Annotated in this window: 17 protein-coding genes; 9 read left to right on the forward strand and 8 right to left on the reverse strand. The window is 65.0% G+C overall.

Going from position 1 to position 16,313, the window contains the following annotated elements:
- Positions 1 to 22 precede the first annotated feature (22 nt).
- Both I3J27_RS24715 and purQ read right to left on the reverse strand, forming a co-directional pair.
- Positions 23 to 994 (reverse strand): tripartite tricarboxylate transporter substrate binding protein BugD, encoded by a 972-nt coding sequence (locus I3J27_RS24715; protein WP_270161233.1) that lies wholly within the window; start codon positions 992 to 994, stop codon positions 23 to 25.
- Positions 991 to 1,692 (reverse strand): phosphoribosylformylglycinamidine synthase subunit PurQ, encoded by a 702-nt coding sequence (purQ, locus tag I3J27_RS24720; RefSeq protein ID WP_270161241.1) that lies wholly within the window; start codon positions 1,690 to 1,692, stop codon positions 991 to 993. The genes I3J27_RS24715 and purQ overlap by 4 nt, the downstream gene beginning before the upstream one ends.
- Positions 1,693 to 1,860: 168 nt before the next feature.
- On the opposite strand from purQ, the gene I3J27_RS24725 reads away from it, so the two are divergent.
- Positions 1,861 to 2,877, forward strand: a complete 1,017-nt coding sequence (locus I3J27_RS24725; protein WP_270161243.1) for a magnesium and cobalt transport protein CorA — start codon at positions 1,861 to 1,863, stop codon at positions 2,875 to 2,877.
- Positions 2,878 to 3,035: 158 nt separating this feature from the next.
- On the opposite strand, the gene purS is transcribed toward I3J27_RS24725, so the two are convergent.
- Positions 3,036 to 3,275, reverse strand: a complete 240-nt coding sequence (gene purS, locus I3J27_RS24730; protein ID WP_270161245.1) for a phosphoribosylformylglycinamidine synthase subunit PurS — start codon at positions 3,273 to 3,275, stop codon at positions 3,036 to 3,038.
- Between the two features lie 13 nt (positions 3,276 to 3,288).
- Positions 3,289 to 4,056, reverse strand: a complete 768-nt coding sequence (gene purC / locus I3J27_RS24735; RefSeq protein ID WP_172782948.1) for a phosphoribosylaminoimidazolesuccinocarboxamide synthase — start codon at positions 4,054 to 4,056, stop codon at positions 3,289 to 3,291.
- Positions 4,057 to 4,374: 318 nt separating this feature from the next.
- On the opposite strand from purC, the gene I3J27_RS24740 reads away from it, so the two are divergent.
- Positions 4,375 to 4,698 carry a DUF1476 domain-containing protein gene (locus I3J27_RS24740; protein ID WP_270161246.1) on the forward strand — a complete coding sequence of 108 codons (324 nt, stop codon included), beginning with the start codon at positions 4,375 to 4,377 and terminating at the stop codon, positions 4,696 to 4,698.
- Positions 4,699 to 4,703: 5 nt separating this feature from the next.
- Here the strand turns inward: I3J27_RS24740 and I3J27_RS24745 are convergent, their stop codons facing one another.
- Positions 4,704 to 5,858 (reverse strand): LysR family transcriptional regulator, encoded by a 1,155-nt coding sequence (locus I3J27_RS24745; protein ID WP_270161248.1) that lies wholly within the window; start codon positions 5,856 to 5,858, stop codon positions 4,704 to 4,706.
- On the opposite strand from I3J27_RS24745, the gene I3J27_RS24750 reads away from it, so the two are divergent.
- Positions 5,791 to 6,618 carry an isocitrate lyase/PEP mutase family protein gene (locus I3J27_RS24750; RefSeq protein ID WP_270161251.1) on the forward strand — a complete coding sequence of 276 codons (828 nt, stop codon included), beginning with the start codon at positions 5,791 to 5,793 and terminating at the stop codon, positions 6,616 to 6,618. The two genes, I3J27_RS24745 and I3J27_RS24750, sit on opposite strands and share 68 nt — an antisense overlap.
- On the opposite strand, the gene cynS is transcribed toward I3J27_RS24750, so the two are convergent.
- The gene (gene cynS, locus I3J27_RS24755) at positions 6,605 to 7,093 is read right to left on the reverse strand and encodes a cyanase (protein WP_270161253.1); all 489 of its coding nucleotides are present in this window, start codon (positions 7,091 to 7,093) and stop codon (positions 6,605 to 6,607) included. The genes I3J27_RS24750 and cynS overlap by 14 nt on opposite strands.
- 76 nt (positions 7,094 to 7,169) lie before the next feature.
- Positions 7,170 to 8,741 carry a bifunctional AfsR/SARP family transcriptional regulator/alpha/beta hydrolase gene (locus I3J27_RS24760; RefSeq protein WP_270161259.1) on the reverse strand — a complete coding sequence of 524 codons (1,572 nt, stop codon included), beginning with the start codon at positions 8,739 to 8,741 and terminating at the stop codon, positions 7,170 to 7,172.
- Positions 8,742 to 8,889: 148 nt separating this feature from the next.
- On the opposite strand from I3J27_RS24760, the gene mddA reads away from it, so the two are divergent.
- The 5 genes from mddA (at position 8,890) to cax (ending at position 13,362) form a co-directional block, all read left to right on the forward strand.
- Entirely contained in the window at positions 8,890 to 9,660 is a 771-nt protein-coding gene (mddA, locus tag I3J27_RS24765) for a methanethiol S-methyltransferase (protein ID WP_270161261.1), read from the forward strand.
- Positions 9,657 to 10,334 carry a helix-turn-helix transcriptional regulator gene (locus I3J27_RS24770; RefSeq protein WP_270161263.1) on the forward strand — a complete coding sequence of 226 codons (678 nt, stop codon included), beginning with the start codon at positions 9,657 to 9,659 and terminating at the stop codon, positions 10,332 to 10,334. The genes mddA and I3J27_RS24770 overlap by 4 nt, the downstream gene beginning before the upstream one ends.
- On the forward strand, positions 10,331 to 11,308 hold the full coding sequence (locus tag I3J27_RS24775; protein WP_270161266.1) for an NADPH:quinone oxidoreductase family protein: 978 nt from the start codon (positions 10,331 to 10,333) through the stop codon (positions 11,306 to 11,308). Before I3J27_RS24770 ends, I3J27_RS24775 begins: the two co-directional genes overlap by 4 nt.
- Before the next feature lie 36 nt (positions 11,309 to 11,344).
- Positions 11,345 to 12,100: a PaaI family thioesterase gene (locus tag I3J27_RS24780; protein ID WP_270161271.1), complete on the forward strand. Its 756-nt coding sequence runs from the start codon at positions 11,345 to 11,347 to the stop codon at positions 12,098 to 12,100.
- Between the two features lie 167 nt (positions 12,101 to 12,267).
- Positions 12,268 to 13,362, forward strand: a complete 1,095-nt coding sequence (cax, locus tag I3J27_RS24785; protein ID WP_270161273.1) for a calcium/proton exchanger — start codon at positions 12,268 to 12,270, stop codon at positions 13,360 to 13,362.
- Between the two features lie 51 nt (positions 13,363 to 13,413).
- Here cax and I3J27_RS24790 read toward each other — a convergent pair whose 3' ends face one another.
- Positions 13,414 to 14,613: a TrmJ/YjtD family RNA methyltransferase gene (locus tag I3J27_RS24790; RefSeq protein WP_270161275.1), complete on the reverse strand. Its 1,200-nt coding sequence runs from the start codon at positions 14,611 to 14,613 to the stop codon at positions 13,414 to 13,416.
- 390 nt (positions 14,614 to 15,003) lie between these two features.
- On the opposite strand from I3J27_RS24790, the gene I3J27_RS24795 reads away from it, so the two are divergent.
- A complete protein-coding gene (locus I3J27_RS24795; protein WP_270161278.1) occupies positions 15,004 to 16,218 on the forward strand; it encodes an NADP-dependent isocitrate dehydrogenase in 1,215 nt (404 codons plus the stop codon).
- Positions 16,219 to 16,313 lie beyond the last annotated feature (95 nt).

The raw sequence follows: 16,313 nt of genomic DNA on the forward strand, positions 1-16,313 counted from the left end.
GGCAGTCAGGAGGCGACGCGCATTACTTGGCGTCGTCCGCCAGCATCTTCCGGTACTTCTCGACGTCGCGCGTCACCAGCTTCTGAAGCACCTCGGGTGTGTGCTCGTCGGGATCGGGCGCAACGGTCGAGAGGTCGGCGAAGCGTTTCTTCACCGCGTCGGTCTCGACGGCCGTGCGCGCGGCGGCGTTCAGCTTGGCGATGACGGCCGGCGGAGTTCCCTTGGGCGCGAACAGGCCGTTCCAGCCCTGCGCCTCGAACTCGGGCAAGCCTGCTTCGGAAGACGTCGGCAGGTCAGGCAGCGTCGCAAGCCGCACGGTGGAGCCGACCACGAGGCCCTTCACCAGCTTCTCGTTGATCGACTGCGACACCGATGCAGCCGCATCGCAGACGCCGTCGATCTGGCTGCCGACCGCGTCGGTTAGCGCGGGCGCGGCGCCGCGATAGCCGACCAGCGTCGCGTCGATGCCGGCGGCCGTCACGAAACTTTTGCAAATGAGGTAGTTCGACGAGCCGACGCCGGCATGGCCGAGATTGATCTTGCCGGGATTGGCCTTGGCGTAGGCGATGAATTCTTTTAAATCCTTCGCCGGGAAATCCTTGCGGAGCGCGATGATGCCGAAGGTCTTGGCGACCATGGCGATCGGCACGAAGGACTCCGGCGTGAACGGCAGCTTCGGATAGATCGTGTAGGTCGCAGCATTCGTGCCGGCATTGCCGATCGCGATGGTGTAGCCGTCAGGCTCGGCGCGGGACGCACGCGCCAGCGCCGTCGAGCCACCGGCACCGGCGACGTTCTCGATCACGATGGTCTGCCCGAGCGCGATGCCCATCTGCTCAGCGACGGCGCGTGCGATCACGTCCGAGGTGCCGCCGGCTGCGAACGGCACGATCATGGTGATCGGACGCTTGGGGAAATCCTGCGCGAACGCGGCCGTTGCACATGCAACGACGGCGATGGCGGCCGAGAGCCGCTTCAGCACGAACGGGATCACGCGGCCTTTTCCAGATGCGCGGTGAGGCCGGCGAACAGGCCACGGCCGTCGGTGCAGCCCATGATGTCTTCGACGTGGTTTTCCGGATGCGGCATCATGCCGAGCACGTTACCGCCGTCATTGACGATGCCGGCGATGGAATGCGCGGCGCCATTGATGTTGCTGTTGTCGTCGACCACGCCTTCGGCGGAACAATAGCGGTAGAGCACCCGCCCCTCGCCTTCGAGCCGCTTGATGGTCTCGTCATCCGCCTCGTAATTGCCCTCGCCATGCGCAACCGGCACGCGGATCACCTGGCCGGCATTGTAGCCACGAGTGAACGGGGTGTCGGAACGCTCGACGCGCAGATGCACGTCATGGCAGATGAATTTCAGCCGCGCATTGCGCATCAAGACGCCCGGCAGCAGGCCGGATTCGCAGAGGATCTGAAAACCGTTGCAGACGCCGAGCACGAGGCCGCCCTTGGCCGCATAACCGCGCACCGCATCCATCACCGGCGAACGAGCCGCAATCGCGCCACAGCGAAGATAGTCACCATAGGAGAAGCCGCCGGGCACCACGACGAGGTCGGTGCCCGCGGGCAGCGAGGTCTCGGCGTGCCAGACCATCGCGGGCTCGTGGCCCGAGATCAGTTTCAATGCCCGCGCCATGTCGCGCTCGCGGTTGATTCCGGGAAAGACGAGGATGGCGGCTCTCATGGCTCAAGGTTCCGACGGTGGCTGGAATCGGGTTGGCCCGCAGGCCAAATCGTGAGGAGACATAGCCATTTGACGGGAATTTTACCAGTGCTAGCCTTGCCGGGCGGCCTTGTACACAGGCCATAGCCACGGCACTCCCGCCCCACGATCCAGCCCGGGATTGAAGCCATGAATGTCCCGTCACTGCCCTCATCCCAATCCGAACCGGTGTCCGCCGAGGGCGTCGTCGCCGCCGGCGCCTATGTCGACGGCCGACGCGTCGCCAATATCGCCATCAGCGAGGCCTCGAGCTGGCGCGCCAAGCCCGGCCATGTGGTCTGGATCGGGCTGCACGAGCCGGACATGGCGCTGCTCGGCGCCGTGCAGAAGCAGTTCGACCTGCACGAGCTCGCCATCGAAGACGCCAATCACGCCCACCAGCGGCCGAAGATCGAGCAATATGGCGAGGCCCTGTTCATCGTGGCGCGGACCGCGCAATTGATCGAGGGCCGGATCGCCTTCGGCGAGACACACATCTTCGTCGGCGAAGGCTATCTGGTCTCGGTGCGCCACGGCGCTTCGACGTCCTACACGCCGGTGCGCGAACGCTGCGAAAGCTGCCCGCGGGCGCTGGCGCGCGGCGAGGACTATATCCTCTATGCCATCCTCGATTTCATCGTCGACAATTACTCGCCCGTGCTCGAGAGCATTAGCGAGGAGGTCGAAGGCATCGAGGACGACGTGCTCTCCAAGCCGATCAGCAAGGCGCAGATCGAGCGGCTCTACATGCTGCGCCGCGACCTGTTGCGGCTCAGGACCGCGATCGGGCCGCTGGTGGAGGTCTGCCGCCGGCTGGAGCATGACGAGCTGGCAATGGTGCGGCAGGCCATGCAGCCGCTGTTCCGCGACGTCACCGACCACGTCCGCAACATCCAGGAGCGGATCGATTCCATGCGCGAGGTGCTGGCCTTCGCCTTCGAGGCAAGCCTGCTGGTCGGCCAGGCGCAGGAGACGGCGGTCTCCAAGAAGCTCGCCTCCTGGCTCGCGATCATCGCGATCCCGACCGCGCTTGCCGGCATCTACGGCATGAACTTCAAGCACATGCCGGAGCTGGAGTGGGAGTACGGCTACTTCATGCTGCTCGGCGTGATGCTGACCGCGTGCGGCGCGCTCTACTGGCGTTTTCGTCGCGTCGGGTGGCTGTGAGCAAAGCGCGCAGCCAACAACGTCGTTGCCGCTGGATCCTCATGGTGAGGAGGCGCGCAAGCGCCGTCTCGAACCATGCAGGCCCAGCTCTCACACCCAGGCCTTCATCCTTCGAGACGCGCGCGAAGGGCGCGCTCCTCAGGATGAGGAGCGACAGCTCAGACGATCTCGACCCGATAATTCTCGATCACGGTGTTCGCCAACAGCTTGTCCGCGGCGTCCTTCAGCGCGGCTTCGGCCCTGGCCTTGTCGGCACCGGCGAGCTCGATGTCGAACACCTTGCCCTGGCGCACGCTGGCGACGCCGTCGACGCCGAGCGACTTCAGCGCGCCTTCGATGGCCTTGCCCTGCGGATCGAGAATGCCCGTCTTCAGGGTAACGGTAACACGTGCCTTCACGTCAGGATCCTCTTCAGCTCTTCACCAGCACCGGGCCAGTGCCCTGCGGACGCTCGTTCTCCATGAGGATGCCGAGGCGCTTTGCGACTTCGGTATAGGCCTCGAGCAGGCCACCGAGATCCCTGCGGAAACGGTCCTTGTCGAGCTTCTCGTTCGACTTGATGTCCCACAGACGGCAGCTGTCCGGCGAGATCTCGTCGGCGACGATGATGCGCATCATCTCGTTCTCGAACAGACGGCCGCACTCCATCTTGAAGTCGACGAGGCGGATGCCGATGCCGAGGAAGAGGCCGGTGAGGAAGTCGTTGACCCGGATGGCGAGCGCCATGATGTCGTCGATCTCCTGGGGCGTCGCCCAGCCGAACGCGGTGATGTGCTCTTCCGACACCATGGGGTCGTTGAGCTGGTCGTTCTTGTAATAGAACTCGATGATCGAGCGCGGGAGCTGCGTGCCCTCCTCGATGCCGAGGCGCTGCGACAGCGAGCCGGCAGCGACGTTCCGCACCACCACCTCGAGCGGCACGATCTCGACCTCGCGAATCAGCTGCTCGCGCATGTTGAGGCGACGGATGAAGTGGGTCGGCACCCCGATGTCGTTGAGGTGCTGAAACAGGTACTCCGAGATCCGGTTGTTGAGGACGCCCTTGCCCTCGATCACCTGATGCTTTTTCGCATTGAACGCGGTGGCGTCGTCCTTGAAGTGCTGGATCAGAGTACCGGGCTCAGGACCTTCATACAGAACCTTTGCCTTGCCTTCGTAAATGCGACGCCGACGGCTCATAGGGATGTACCGTGTTTTGTTGAAATCCATGTATTTGGTGTGCTCCGGTTACCAGGTTACGACCCACAGCGGAGCTGCCGTGAAAGGCTGGGAACCCGTCCAGAATCCTTGGAAACAGAACAGGAACCAAACCTCCAGGCAACCTATCCGATTGGCTGTCCCAGCACAATCGATCCGGCCATCCGACGCTGACTTATACCGCCTTGCCTGCGGCTTAACGGCTCGTTGTTTTGCCGATTTCTCCTCCCTATCTAGGCATGCGCCGGGGCCGTCGCAACGAGGGCCAGCCGGTCCAGTCAGCAGGGAATTGGAACAGGCATGAGCGAGTTCGACAAGCGCCAGGAAGGCTTTGAGAAGAAGTACGCCCTCGACGAGGAGCAGAAATTCAAGGCGGAAGCCCGCCGCAACCGGCTGCTCGGCCTGTGGGCGGCTGAAAAGCTCGGAATCACCGGCGAGGCCGCCACGGCCTACGCCAAGGAGGTCGTTGCGGCCGATTTCGAGGAAGCCGGCGATGCCGACGTGCTGCGCAAGGTCATGGCCGATTTCGCCGCCAAGAACGTCGCCATCACCGAGCAGGCGATTCGCGCCAAGATGAGCGAGCTGATCGCGGTGGCCGCGGCCGAGGTGAAGGCGGGAAAATAGTTCATTCAGGCGACGCGCCGGCGTGCATTGATCTTGCGCGTCGGCGGCCTTTTGCGGGAGCGCGGATGGGGCGAGACATCGACCGCAGCATAGTCGCGGCGGATGGTCTCCAGCAGGCGCTGGGCGGCCGCGCTCAGAAAGCCGCCGCGCCGCGTGACGAGGGTGACGGTCTGGTCCGCGGCAAGGTCGCCGACGGCGATCGTCGCGATCGAAGCGGTGCGGAATTCCTCAGCCACATGGCTTGCCGCCAGCAACGCAAGGCCGAAGCCTGATTCCACCAGGCGCTTTTGCGCCGTGAGGCTGTCCACCGCCGTCCATGCGACCTCGCCGAGCCCCTGAGTGAAAAACAGCGCGAACACGTGAGCCGCGGCCGTCTCCCGACGTCCACGTGTCTCGGGGAATGCGATCCAGCGCTCATCGCGAAGCTCGGCAAGCCGCTTCACGCGCTTGCCGGCAAGTGGATGATCGGGCGCGCACACGACCCGCAGCCTCTCTGTCAGCACCGGCTCGTAGTCCAGATCGCCGGAGCGGTCGGCGTTGTAGCGCAGGCCGATCGTGGCTTCGCCACGTCGAATGAGATCGCTGACCTCCGCGCTGGTCGCGGTCCGCAGGGCGAGCATGGCGCCAGGGTTTTCCCGGGCAAACCGCTTCATGATGCTCGACAGGCGGCCATCGGCAAGGGTACCGGTCACGACCAGCGAAACCGGCCCGCAATTCTGCCGGGTGAGCGCGCGTACCGCCTGCTCGGCATCCTGCGCCGCCGCGACGGCGCGCTCGGCATAGGGGATCAGGACGCGCCCGGCATCGCTGAGCCGCGTGCGGCCCGCCACCCGCTCGAACAGTGGCACACCGAGCTCCTGCTCCAGCAGCGCGATGCGGCGGGAGATCGCCGGCTGCGAACGGTGCAGGATCTTCGCTGCATTCGAGATCCCGCCTCTGCGGTGAACGGTCAGAAAGGTGTGGAGGGCATCGCTGTCCATCGCGGACACCTCATGCAAAAAGCGGATGGTGGCGAAAGAAATAACAAATTTGGCGGATGGCCGAAATGGCTCTATCGCGGACGCCGGGGTGACACCAACAACGGAGCGAACCATGCCCAGCCAATTGGAGAAGGCGGAAACTTTTCGGGCCCTGCACCAGCGGCCGGGCGCGTTCATCATTCCCAACCCTTACGACGCCGGCACCGCCAAGCTGCTCGCATCCATGGGATTCGAAGCACTCGCGACCACCAGTCTCGGCGTCGCGAACATGCTCGGCACCTCGACGGTCGGTCTCGATGTCATCCTCGACAATTGCCGGGCGATTGCCGCCGCCACGGAGCTGCCCGTCAGCGTGGACCTCGAGAATTGCGGGGCACATGAGCCGAGGCGCGCTGCGGACGCGATCCGGCGCGCTGCCGAGGCCGGCGCGGTCGGCGGCTCGATCGAAGACTCCACCGGAGACCGCGAGCGGCCGATCTACGATTTCGCGCTTGCGGTCGAGCGCGTGCAGGCCGCCGTCGAGACGGCGCGCTCGCTGTCCATTCCGTTCACGCTGACGGCGCGCGCAGAAAACCTCCTGCACGGGCGCAACGATCTCGACGACACGATCCGCCGGCTCCAGGCCTTCGAGGCCGCGGGCGCCGATGTCCTCTACGCACCAGGCGTCCACGACCTCGCCACGATCCAGACTGTCGTCGCCGCGGTCGGAAAGCCGTTCAACCTCGTGATGGGCTTTGCCGATCCGACCCTGACGCTGGCGCAACTGTCGGCGGCGGGCGTCAAGCGCATCAGCGTCGGCGGCGCCATGTCGCGTTATGCGCTCGCGGCATTCCTGAGGAGTGCGCGCGAGATGAAGGAGAACGGCTCCTTCACCTTCGTCCGCGAGATGGCTCCGATCAGGGAATTGCGCGACGCGTTCGCCGCGGTTACTCCTCCTTGAAGCCGTATTCCGGCACGTTGCCGCTGGCGCCGTAATATTTGTACGGCAGGAATTTTCCGCTCATGGTGATCTTGACGCGGTCGCCCTTCGGGTTGGCGACGCGCTCGATGCCCATGTCGAAGTCGATCGCCGACATGATGCCGTCGCCGAACTCCTCCTCGATCAGCGCCTTCCAGGCCGGGCCGTTCACCATCACCATCTCGTAGAAGCGGTAGATCAGGGGATCGGTCGGCGGCATCGGCGTGCCGGTGCCGCGCATCGGCACCTCGTTGAGCATGGCGGTCTCGGCCTTCGACAGGCCGAACAACTCGCCGGCATTGGCGGCCTGCGGTTTTGTCAATTTCATCTGGCCGAGAATGGCGCCGACGATCAGCACCTCGGAATAGCCGCCGATCTTCTCGCAGATATGCTTCCAGCTCCAGCCCTTCTCGCGCTTGATGTCGAGCAGCTTCTCGGTGAGGTCTTCGCGTTTCATTGTCAGGGTCTCCCTTGGCCAGGTGTTGTGATGGACCTGCCGCTTTGGAAGGCACGAAACGTGCCAATAAATGAGGCTAGCGCTTCACACCGGCGCCCTCGCCGCGTGACCGCAACGCTTCCATAAACCGCCCGATCGCCGCAAGCACCGGCCCTTGATCGCCGGCAAAAAACCAATGATCGCTGCCGTCGAGCTCGACGAACTCGGCGCCGCTGATCCGGCTCGCAACATCCCGGCCCGCCGCGATCCGCACGGCCTTGTCGCCCCGCCGGTGCAACACCAATGTCGGCACGGAGACCTGCGGCAGCAACTCCCGGACGTCGGCGTCGCGAAATGCCTCCAGCACGGCCGAGATGCCGCCGGGACTGGACGCGGCGCGCAACAGTCCCGCCCACCAGGCGCGGGCCTGGGGATCATTGGCCAAGCTCGGCGCAAAGGCCTCGATCCCGACCGGGCCGCCCCATTGCGCGATGAGATGCTTGCTCCAGGCGTCGTACTGGCTGGCGCGCAGCGCGTGCGGATAGTCCTGTGACCAGCAGCCCTTGGCCAGCGCGCCGAACAGAATGAGCCCGGCCACGCGGCGGGGGTCGTCGACTGCAAACTTGACGCATGCGGGCCCGCATTCGGATGCACCGAACAGCACGACGCGGCGCGAGTCCGCCGCGCGCAGCACGGTGCCGATATCTTCCGCGGTGACATCGATGCCGGGCGCCGATCCGACCCGGTCGGACAGCCCAATGCCGCGACGATCGAAGACGATCAGGCGCCCCAGCTTCATCAACGACGCCAGAAACGTCCGGCTCGCGGGATGCTCCCAGGCGCGCTCCACATGCGACACGAAGCCGGGCATGACCAGGATATCGAGCGGCCCGCTTCCATGGGTCTGATAAGCCAGATGCACGCCGGAGCCCTTCACATAGCGTGTCACCGGGGCGGCATGCGGCGCCGCCGCAGGACTCATCAGCGCCTCCGTTTCGGCTTCCGGTGCAACCCCAAGCTCGTCGCGCAGCCGCTGTGTGAGCGCTCCGTGATGTCGTTCCGCCGCGCTTCGATCGCCCGCAAGCAGAAGGCTGCGGATCAGATGCCGGCCATAGACTTCGCTGAGCGGATCGAGCTCGACCAGCCGTCCGGCATGCGCGGTCGCGGCAAAATGATCGCCGGCGGCGTTCCTGTCCTGCACCAGACGCTCGAGCGCGTGCACGAGCCGTCCCCGCAGCGCCTCGCGCCGGAAGAACGCCCAATCGTCGAATTCGCGACAGCCGTCCAGAGCAAAGCCCGCAAGGAAGTCCCCCCGATAGATCGCGCAGGCCTCCTCGAAGCCGCCGCTGTCGCAGGCGCTCTCGAACAGATGCGAGTCGATCTTCAGCTCGACCGCCGGAGACCATTGCACGCTGGTGCGGTCGGTCTCGAAAACCGGCTGGCCGAGCGTGAGTTCGATGCGGTGGAGCAGGCGCCGCAATCGAGCGAGACCCGTCTCTCGGGAAGCTTCCGGCCACAGCAGCGTTGCCATGACGTCCCGTGCGACCGCACCTTTGGCTTCGGCAAGGTAGACCAGCAGCGCAAGGCCCTTGCGCAAGGCCAGCTTGATCGGGCGGCCGTCGGCGTGGACCTCCGGGAACCCGAACGTCCCCAGCGAGAAAGCCGTCATGGAAATCCTCTTTCCCCGGCCAGCGCCCCCGGGGGACGCGCAGGGGACGGTCCAGCGATAACGATCGGCCCAGATCGAGCCTGCCCGCCAGCGAGCGGCTCAGGCTCCTGCATGCGGCACCGCTGTATCAGGCACAATAGGAAAAACCATGACCGCGCGCCTCGCAATCCTGCTCTACGCTCTCGTGAGCTATGGAATATTCACGGCTTCGTTTCTCTATGCGCTTGGTTTCGTCGGCAATTATGTCGTGCCGAAGTCCATCGATGTCGGTGGCCAAGCGAATTTGAGCGAGGCCATCGCCGTCAACCTGCTGTTGATGAGCCTGTTCGCCGTCCAGCACAGCGTCATGGCGCGGCCATCCTTCAAACGGCGGATGTCAACACTCCTTCCCGCCGCCTGCCAGCGCAGCACCTATGTGCTGCTCTCCAGCCTGATCCTGCTGCTGCTGTTCTGGCAGTGGCGTCCGATCCCGGCGCCGGTCTGGCAGGCCAGCGGCATCGCGGCCGGGCTGCTGACCGGCGTGCATTGGCTCGGCTGGGTGATCGTGTTTGCCTCGACCTACATGATCGATCATTTCGATCTGTTCGGGCTGCGTCAGGCTTTCTTCGCGTGGCGCGGGGCCGAGATGCCGGGTCAGTCCTTCAGGACGCCGCTGCTCTACAAGATCGTGCGGCATCCGCTGATGCTGGGCTTTCTGATCGCGTTCTGGGCGACGCCCGAGATGACCGCCGGCCATCTGCTGTTCGCACTCGCCAACACGGCCTACATCCTGATCGGGCTCCAGTTCGAAGAGCGGGATCTGATCGCCGAGTTCGGCGCGACCTATCAGCAGTATCGCAGGCAGGTTCCGATGCTGGTGCCGCGCCTTTTCGGTCGTCGGCCGACGGAAGATCGCCGGACTGCAGGAGCATCGCGATGAACGCGCCATTCCCTGTCCCCCTGACGTCCGCGGAAGCCGCCACATTCGCCGATACGCTCGATGGGCTCGACGTCGGTCTGTATCTCGTTGACGTGGACGCGCGCCTCATCCACGCCAATACGGCCGGGCAGGCCATTCTCGATGCGCGCGACGTCATGCACGAGATCCGCGGGCGCCTTGCGGCCGGCGATCCGGAGGTCAACCGGACATTGCGACACGTCTTCGCCGCGGCCGGGTACGGCGATTCAGCCCTCGCCGTCCGCGGAATCGCGGTGCCGATGATCGGGTTGGATGGGCAGCGCTACGTCGCCCATGCCCTCCCTTTGACCGCTGGCGCGCGCCGGCGTGCAGGTGCGAATTACAGCGCCGTCGCGGCGTTGTTCGTTCGCAAGGTGGCGCTGACGACAACGTCGCATTCCGAGGTGATCCGGAAGGCATTCAAATTGACGCCGACCGAGTTGCGCGTCCTGCTCGCGATCGTCGAGCTCGGCGGTGTTCCCGAAGTCGCCGCGGCGCTCGGCGTTGCCGGTACGACAGTCAAAACGCATGTCCGTCGCCTGTTTGAAAAGACCGGTGCAGCGCGACAGGCCGATTTCGTCAAGCTCGTCGCGGGATATGCGACACCGCTCAGGGAACCTGCCGAATTTAGACAATCCGTTGGAGCCGCACGATGAGAGCGATCCTGTGCAACTCGTTCACCGGGCCGAAAGACCTGCGCCTCAGTGAGATCGACGAGCCCAAGCCCGCCGGCGACGAGATTCTCATCGACGTCCATGCGGCCTCCGTCAGTTTCATGGACCAACTGATGGTCTCGGGCCTCTACCAGATGCGGCCACCGACGCCCTTCGTGCCCGGCACCGAAGCATCCGGCGTCGTCGCCGCGGTCGGCGACAAGGTCACGACATTCGCGCCCGGTGATCGCGTCGCCTGTAGCAGCTGGACCGGCGGCTACGCCGAACGGATGACCGCCAAGGAATCGAAGAGCGTGCATCTGCCTGATGGCGTCGGGTTCGAGGCGGCAGCAACGGTGCTGCACAATTACGGCACGGCCTATTATGCGCTGGTCGAGCGGGCGCGGGCGCAGCGTGGCGAAACCCTCTTTGTCACGGGCGCGGCCGGCGGGGTTGGCCTGGCCGCCGTCGATCTCGGCAGCCACCTGGGCCTGCGCGTCATCGCCGGTATCGGCTCCGACGACAAGGCGGCGCTGGTGCGCAGCTACGGCGCCAGCGAAATCGTCAACTATCGCAGCGAAGATCTGCGCGACCGCATCAAGTCGGTCACATCAGGAAACGGCATCGATATCGGCTTCGATAACGTCGGCGGCGCGATCTTCGAGCAGATGGCCCGGCTGATGGCCTGGAGCGGACGGCTGATCCCGATCGGCTTCACCAGCGGCGAGATTCCATCGATCCCGATGAACCTGCCGCTCCTCAAGAACTATTCCATCCTCGGCGTCTTCGTCGGCGCCTGGGCGGAGAAATTTTCTGTCGAAGCCGCGCGCATGAAAGACACGCTGATGCAATTGCTCGCCGACGGAAAAATTCGTCCGCACATCGACCGCGTCCTCCCTTTGGAAGAGGCTGGCGAAGCCATGCGCGCCGTGGCCAACCGCACGGTTCAGGGACGAATTGTGCTCAATATCCGGTAGAGTGCGTGAGGGAACGGCAAGAGAGGTAGGCGAGAGTTGGCAGAGATCATCATCGACAAGCGCTATTGCGGCCCTCCGAACTCCGGCAACGGCGGCTATGTCTGCGGCCGGCTGGCTCGCCACATTCCCGGCGGCGCGGAGGTGACGCTGCGCGCGCCCCCTCCCCTGGACACCCCGCTCGCGACAGTCGCAACCGACGATGGCACCTGGGAGCTTCGCGATGGCGCCAAGATTGTCGCAACTGGGCGCGCCGCGAACGTCGAGCTTGCGCGCGTGGAGACAGCAAATTTTGAGGAAGCCCGAGCCGCCGAGTTATTGACGCCGGTGAAGCCGCACGAGCATCCCCTGCCGACATGTTTCGTCTGCGGCCCCGCAAGAGCCAAGGGAGACGGTCTGCGCATCTTCGCGGGATCACTCGGTCGTCAAGCGCACGCACCCGTTCTGGCAGCAAGCTGGACGCCCGATCCAAATCTCGCCGCCGACGACGGCCTGATCGCGCCGGAATTCCTCTGGTCAGCGCTCGATTGCCCCACCGGCTTCGCCTGCAATTGCAGTCCACAGAGCGACACCTACGACAAGACCCCGCTCCTGCTCGGGCGGATGTCGGCCCGCATCGAGGCCCGCCCACGCCCCGGCGAGCGCTGCATCATCACGGCCTGGCCAACCGGCCGCGACGGCCGCAAGCGCACGGCCGAGGCTGCGGCGCATGATGAGGCCGGGAGGTTGCTGGCGGTGGCGAGGACGACCTGGATTGCGGTGGAGCGCGAGGTTCAGCTCGGGCAAACGTCGTAGGGTGCGTTACGCCCGGCGGACTGCGCTTTGCGCAACCGCAAGGCTGACGCCTCTACAAAATGGGTCTCGTTGGGGACCTTCTGGCGGGCGCGCCTTGAGCCAAATCAACAACCGCCGGTCCGCGATGCCCAGTCTCATCCAGCCTGTCTTGCAGAAGGGGTTGACACATGGGATCGCTGCTGAGCGAAATTCGCCGTAACCCGCTACTCTGGATGCTCGCCTTCGTGCCGATCGTTTTGATCGCTGAAAAGGCCGCGCCTGACGCGCACACGGCGCTGTTCGTGCTCGCGGTCCTCGCCATCGTGCCGCTGGCGGCGCTGCTCAGCCACGCGACGGAGGCGGTCGCGGAAAAGACCGGCGACGCAGTCGGCGGCCTGCTCAACGCGACGCTCGGAAATCTCACCGAACTCATCATCGCGGTAACCGCGCTCCACGCCGGTCAGTACATGCTGGTGAAGGCCTCGATCGCGGGGGCCATCGTCACCAATTCGCTGTTCATGCTGGGCGCTTCGTTCCTGCTTGGCGGACTCAAATATCACGTGCAGGAATACAACCGCGCCGGCGGACGCTTGCAGTCGGGCCTGCTGCTGATGGCGACGGTCGCGCTGCTCGCCCCGTCTGCCGTCGCCGACCTCGATCTGGCCCATGGCGAGGTCGTCACGCAGAAGCTCAGCATCGGCCTCGCCGTGCTGCTCATCATCGCCTATGCGCTCGGCCTGCTGTTCTCGCTCAAGACGCACAAGGAGCTCTTTGCGAGCGAGCAGCATGGCGAGGCAGAGGCACCTTGGCCGATCGGGCTTGCGATCGGCACACTCCTCGGCGTCACCGTTCTGGTCGCGCTCGTCAGCGAGATCTTCGTCGAATCCGTGCAGAAGGCGGCGGAGACTTTTGGCATGAGCCCGGCCTTTGTCGGCTTCATCATCGTCGCCCTCGTCGGTGCTGCGGCGGAAATGGCAGTCGCGTTCTCTGCGGCGCGCAAGAACCGCCTCGACATGAGCGTCAGCATTGCGCTCGGCAGCGCCTCGCAGATCGCGCTTTTTGTGGCCCCCGTGCTGGTCCTGCTCAGCTACGTCACGGGACCGAAGCCCATGGACCTGCAATTTTGGCCCGGGGCGGTGACCATGGTGATGGTGTCGGCCCTGACAGCCAGCTTCATCACGAACAGCGGCCGGTCGGCGTGGTTTATCGGCGCGCTGCTTCTGTTCATCTACGCGATCTTCGCCCTGACGCTTTACGTGGTCCCACCGGGCTCGGCCGCGTGACGTCCCGCGCAATGGACGCTGCTTGCGACCGCAAGCACGACGTCACGAGACCTACTGCGATTGCTCCACCATCCCCTGCAGCCGCACCAGCTCGGCCTCGATATCCCGCTCCACATCCGCCGCGCGAATGTCGATCACCCGATAATCCCGCGCTTCGAGCCACGCCCTCCGCGACGCGCGATCCGCCGCGATGGCCTCACCCTCGCCCGGGTTGACCAGCTCGATCGCGATCCGGTGCGGGAACGAGACGAAGTCCGGGATGTGGCGCCCCACAGGGGTCTGGCGCTTGAACCCACCTGCGAAACGGCGGTCGCGCGTGAGCGCCTGCCACAGCAGGCGCTCGGCGTCGGTCGGGTTGCGGCGAAGCAGGCGGGCGAGACCGCGCACGGTGGAGCCGCTGTCGGGCACGCCGCCGCCCTGCCCGTGCTCGGCCAGCAGCGCGCGCAGGCGCGTGGCCTGCTCGCCGTCGAGCACGCCGCCCTTGGCCGGGCCCTTGCGCCCTTCCGCGATCGCCATCACCACGCCATGCAGGGTGTGCATGTCCTGCTTGGTCGGCTCCATCCGGCTGAAGATGTTGCGCAGGTTCACCAGCATGGTGTCGCGCTTCTCCGCCGGGCGCAAAAATTCGACCCGGTCGAGCTCGCGGATGAGGTTGTCGAAGAAGGCCTGCATCTGGTGCTGCGAGGCGCGCTCGGAGCGCTCCGGCATGGCGTGCGGCAGCTCGCCCGAGGTGGCGCGCTTGAACCATTCATAGCCGACCAGCAGCACGGCCTGGGCGAGGTTGAGCGAGGCAAAGCCCGGATTGACCGGGAAGGTGATGATGCGGTTGGAGAGCCCGACCTCCTCGTTGGTCAGGCCCCAGCGCTCGCGGCCGAACAGGATACCGGCCTTGCCGCCGGTCGCGACGTGTCCGGCGATCTCGCTGGCGGCAGCCTCCGGCCCGACCACCGGCTTGGCCTGGTCATGGGGGCGCGCGGTGGTGGCGAACAGCAGGTCGAGGTCGGCGACCGCCTCTTCGACCGTGCCGAACAATTCGACCTTTTCCAGAATGTGGTCGGCGCCGGCGGCGGCGCGCTGGGCGGCGATATTGGGCCAGCCGTCGCGGGGGTTGACGATGCGCAATCGGCCAAGCGCAAAGTTGCCCATGGCGCGCGCGGCCATGCCGATGTTCTCGCCGAGCTGCGGCTCGACCAGGATCACGATGGGACCGTCGAGGGAAAGACCCGCCTTGCTCTTGTCAGTCCCCGACATCTGGTTTCGCTTTCACACTGTCTCTCAAGGCCTTGTCAGAGCGCTCTCAGGAATTGATTCAGGGCCGGACTTGGCTCGGTCTTGGCTTGATCTTGGCTCGGACCTGGCTCGGTCTCGCCCCTGTCCTGGGCCGGCGGCCCGTTCGCCTGTCGTTTGCCTGTCCTGACGAAATTCTCAAGAGAAATAACGGGTTGGATTCGACTTTTGAATCTCGCCTGAAACTTCACCTCGCCCCTGCGGCCGGGCCCCGTCCCGCCCCCCATCTGTGGAAGCTGGATGAGCTAAAAGTGCATAATCACTTGGCTTTCGCCCGCTGCTATCAGGTGCTAAGAGGCGGCGGATATTCAATTTGGCGCCGGCGGCGCCGTTCCCAAGAAGGCTTCTCCGATCATGGCAAAAATCAAGGTATCCAATCCCGTCGTCGAACTCGATGGCGACGAGATGACCCGGATCATCTGGCAGTACATCAAGGACAAGCTGATCAACCCGTACCTCGATGTCGAGCTGATGTATTTCGACCTGGGCATGGAATACCGCGACCACACCAACGATCAGGTGACCATCGACGCCGCCGAGGCGATCAAGAAGGTCGGCGTCGGCGTCAAGTGCGCCACCATCACCCCGGACGAGGCCCGGGTGAAGGAGTTCAACCTCAAGCAGATGTGGAAGTCGCCGAACGGCACCATCCGCAACATCCTCGGCGGTGTGATCTTCCGCGAGCCGATCATCTGCAAGAACGTGCCGCGCCTCGTTCCCGGCTGGACCAAGCCGATCATCATCGGCCGCCACGCCTATGGCGACCAGTACCGCGCCACCGATTTCAAGTTCCCCGGCAAGGGCACCCTGTCGATGAAGTTCGTCGGCGAGGACGGCACCGTGATCGAGAAGGAAGTGTTCAAGGCGCCCGGCGCCGGTGTCGCCATGGAGATGTACAATCTCGACGACTCCATCATCGACTTCGCCCGCGCCTCGCTGAACTACGGCCTGCTGCGCAACTACCCGGTCTATCTCTCGACCAAGAACACCATCCTCAAGGTCTATGACGGCCGCTTCAAGGACATCTTCCAGGACATCTACGACCGCGAGTTCAAGAAGGAATTCGAGGCCAAGGGCCTGACCTACGAGCACCGCCTGATCGACGACATGGTGGCCTCGGCGCTGAAATGGTCCGGCGGCTATGTCTGGGCCTGCAAGAACTACGACGGCGACGTGCAGTCCGACACCGTCGCGCAGGGCTACGGCTCGCTCGGCCTGATGACCTCGGTGCTGCTCACCCCCGACGGCAAGACCGTTGAGGCCGAAGCCGCCCACGGCACCGTGACCCGCCACTACCGCGAGCACCAGAAGGGCAAGGAGACCTCGACCAACTCGATCGCGTCGATCTTCGCCTGGACGCGCGGCCTGTCGCACCGCGCCAAGCTCGACAACAATGCCGAGCTCGCCAAGTTCGCGAACACGCTGGAAAAGGTCTGCGTCGACACCGTCGAGGCCGGCTACATGACCAAGGACCTCGCGCTGCTGGTCGGCGCCGACCAGCGCTGGCTCTCGACCACCGGCTTCCTCGACAAGGTCGCGGAAAACCTGACGAAGGCGCTGGCGGCGTAAGCTGCCAACCGCAATTTCGCCCGACTGGGCCAGACATCATCACGGGCCGCGCCTGAAAGCGCGGCCCGTTCGTTTTTTTGAGACCCCTCGCGCGG

Source organism: Bradyrhizobium xenonodulans (genome assembly GCF_027594865.1).
GTDB classification, from domain to species: domain Bacteria; phylum Pseudomonadota; class Alphaproteobacteria; order Rhizobiales; family Xanthobacteraceae; genus Bradyrhizobium; species Bradyrhizobium xenonodulans.

Excerpts from the sequence above, each read along its gene's own strand:
- purQ (WP_270161241.1), bottom strand. The coding sequence starts at position 1,692 with ATGAGAGCCGCCATCCTCGTCTTTCCCGGAATCAACCGCGAGCGCGAC.
- I3J27_RS24725 (WP_270161243.1), top strand. The coding sequence starts at position 1,861 with ATGAATGTCCCGTCACTGCCCTCATCCCAATCCGAACCGGTGTCCGCC.
- purC (WP_172782948.1), bottom strand. The coding sequence starts at position 4,056 with ATGAGCCGTCGGCGTCGCATTTACGAAGGCAAGGCAAAGGTTCTGTAT.
- I3J27_RS24740 (WP_270161246.1), top strand. The coding sequence starts at position 4,375 with ATGAGCGAGTTCGACAAGCGCCAGGAAGGCTTTGAGAAGAAGTACGCC.
- I3J27_RS24750 (WP_270161251.1), top strand. The coding sequence starts at position 5,791 with ATGCCCAGCCAATTGGAGAAGGCGGAAACTTTTCGGGCCCTGCACCAG.
- I3J27_RS24745 (WP_270161248.1), bottom strand. The coding sequence starts at position 5,858 with ATGATGAACGCGCCCGGCCGCTGGTGCAGGGCCCGAAAAGTTTCCGCC.
- cynS (WP_270161253.1), bottom strand. The coding sequence starts at position 7,093 with ATGAAACGCGAAGACCTCACCGAGAAGCTGCTCGACATCAAGCGCGAG.
- I3J27_RS24760 (WP_270161259.1), bottom strand. The coding sequence starts at position 8,741 with ATGACGGCTTTCTCGCTGGGGACGTTCGGGTTCCCGGAGGTCCACGCC.
- mddA (WP_270161261.1), top strand. The coding sequence starts at position 8,890 with ATGACCGCGCGCCTCGCAATCCTGCTCTACGCTCTCGTGAGCTATGGA.
- I3J27_RS24770 (WP_270161263.1), top strand. The coding sequence starts at position 9,657 with ATGAACGCGCCATTCCCTGTCCCCCTGACGTCCGCGGAAGCCGCCACA.
- I3J27_RS24775 (WP_270161266.1), top strand. The coding sequence starts at position 10,331 with ATGAGAGCGATCCTGTGCAACTCGTTCACCGGGCCGAAAGACCTGCGC.
- cax (WP_270161273.1), top strand. The coding sequence starts at position 12,268 with ATGGGATCGCTGCTGAGCGAAATTCGCCGTAACCCGCTACTCTGGATG.
- I3J27_RS24790 (WP_270161275.1), bottom strand. The coding sequence starts at position 14,613 with ATGTCGGGGACTGACAAGAGCAAGGCGGGTCTTTCCCTCGACGGTCCC.
- I3J27_RS24795 (WP_270161278.1), top strand. The coding sequence starts at position 15,004 with ATGGCAAAAATCAAGGTATCCAATCCCGTCGTCGAACTCGATGGCGAC.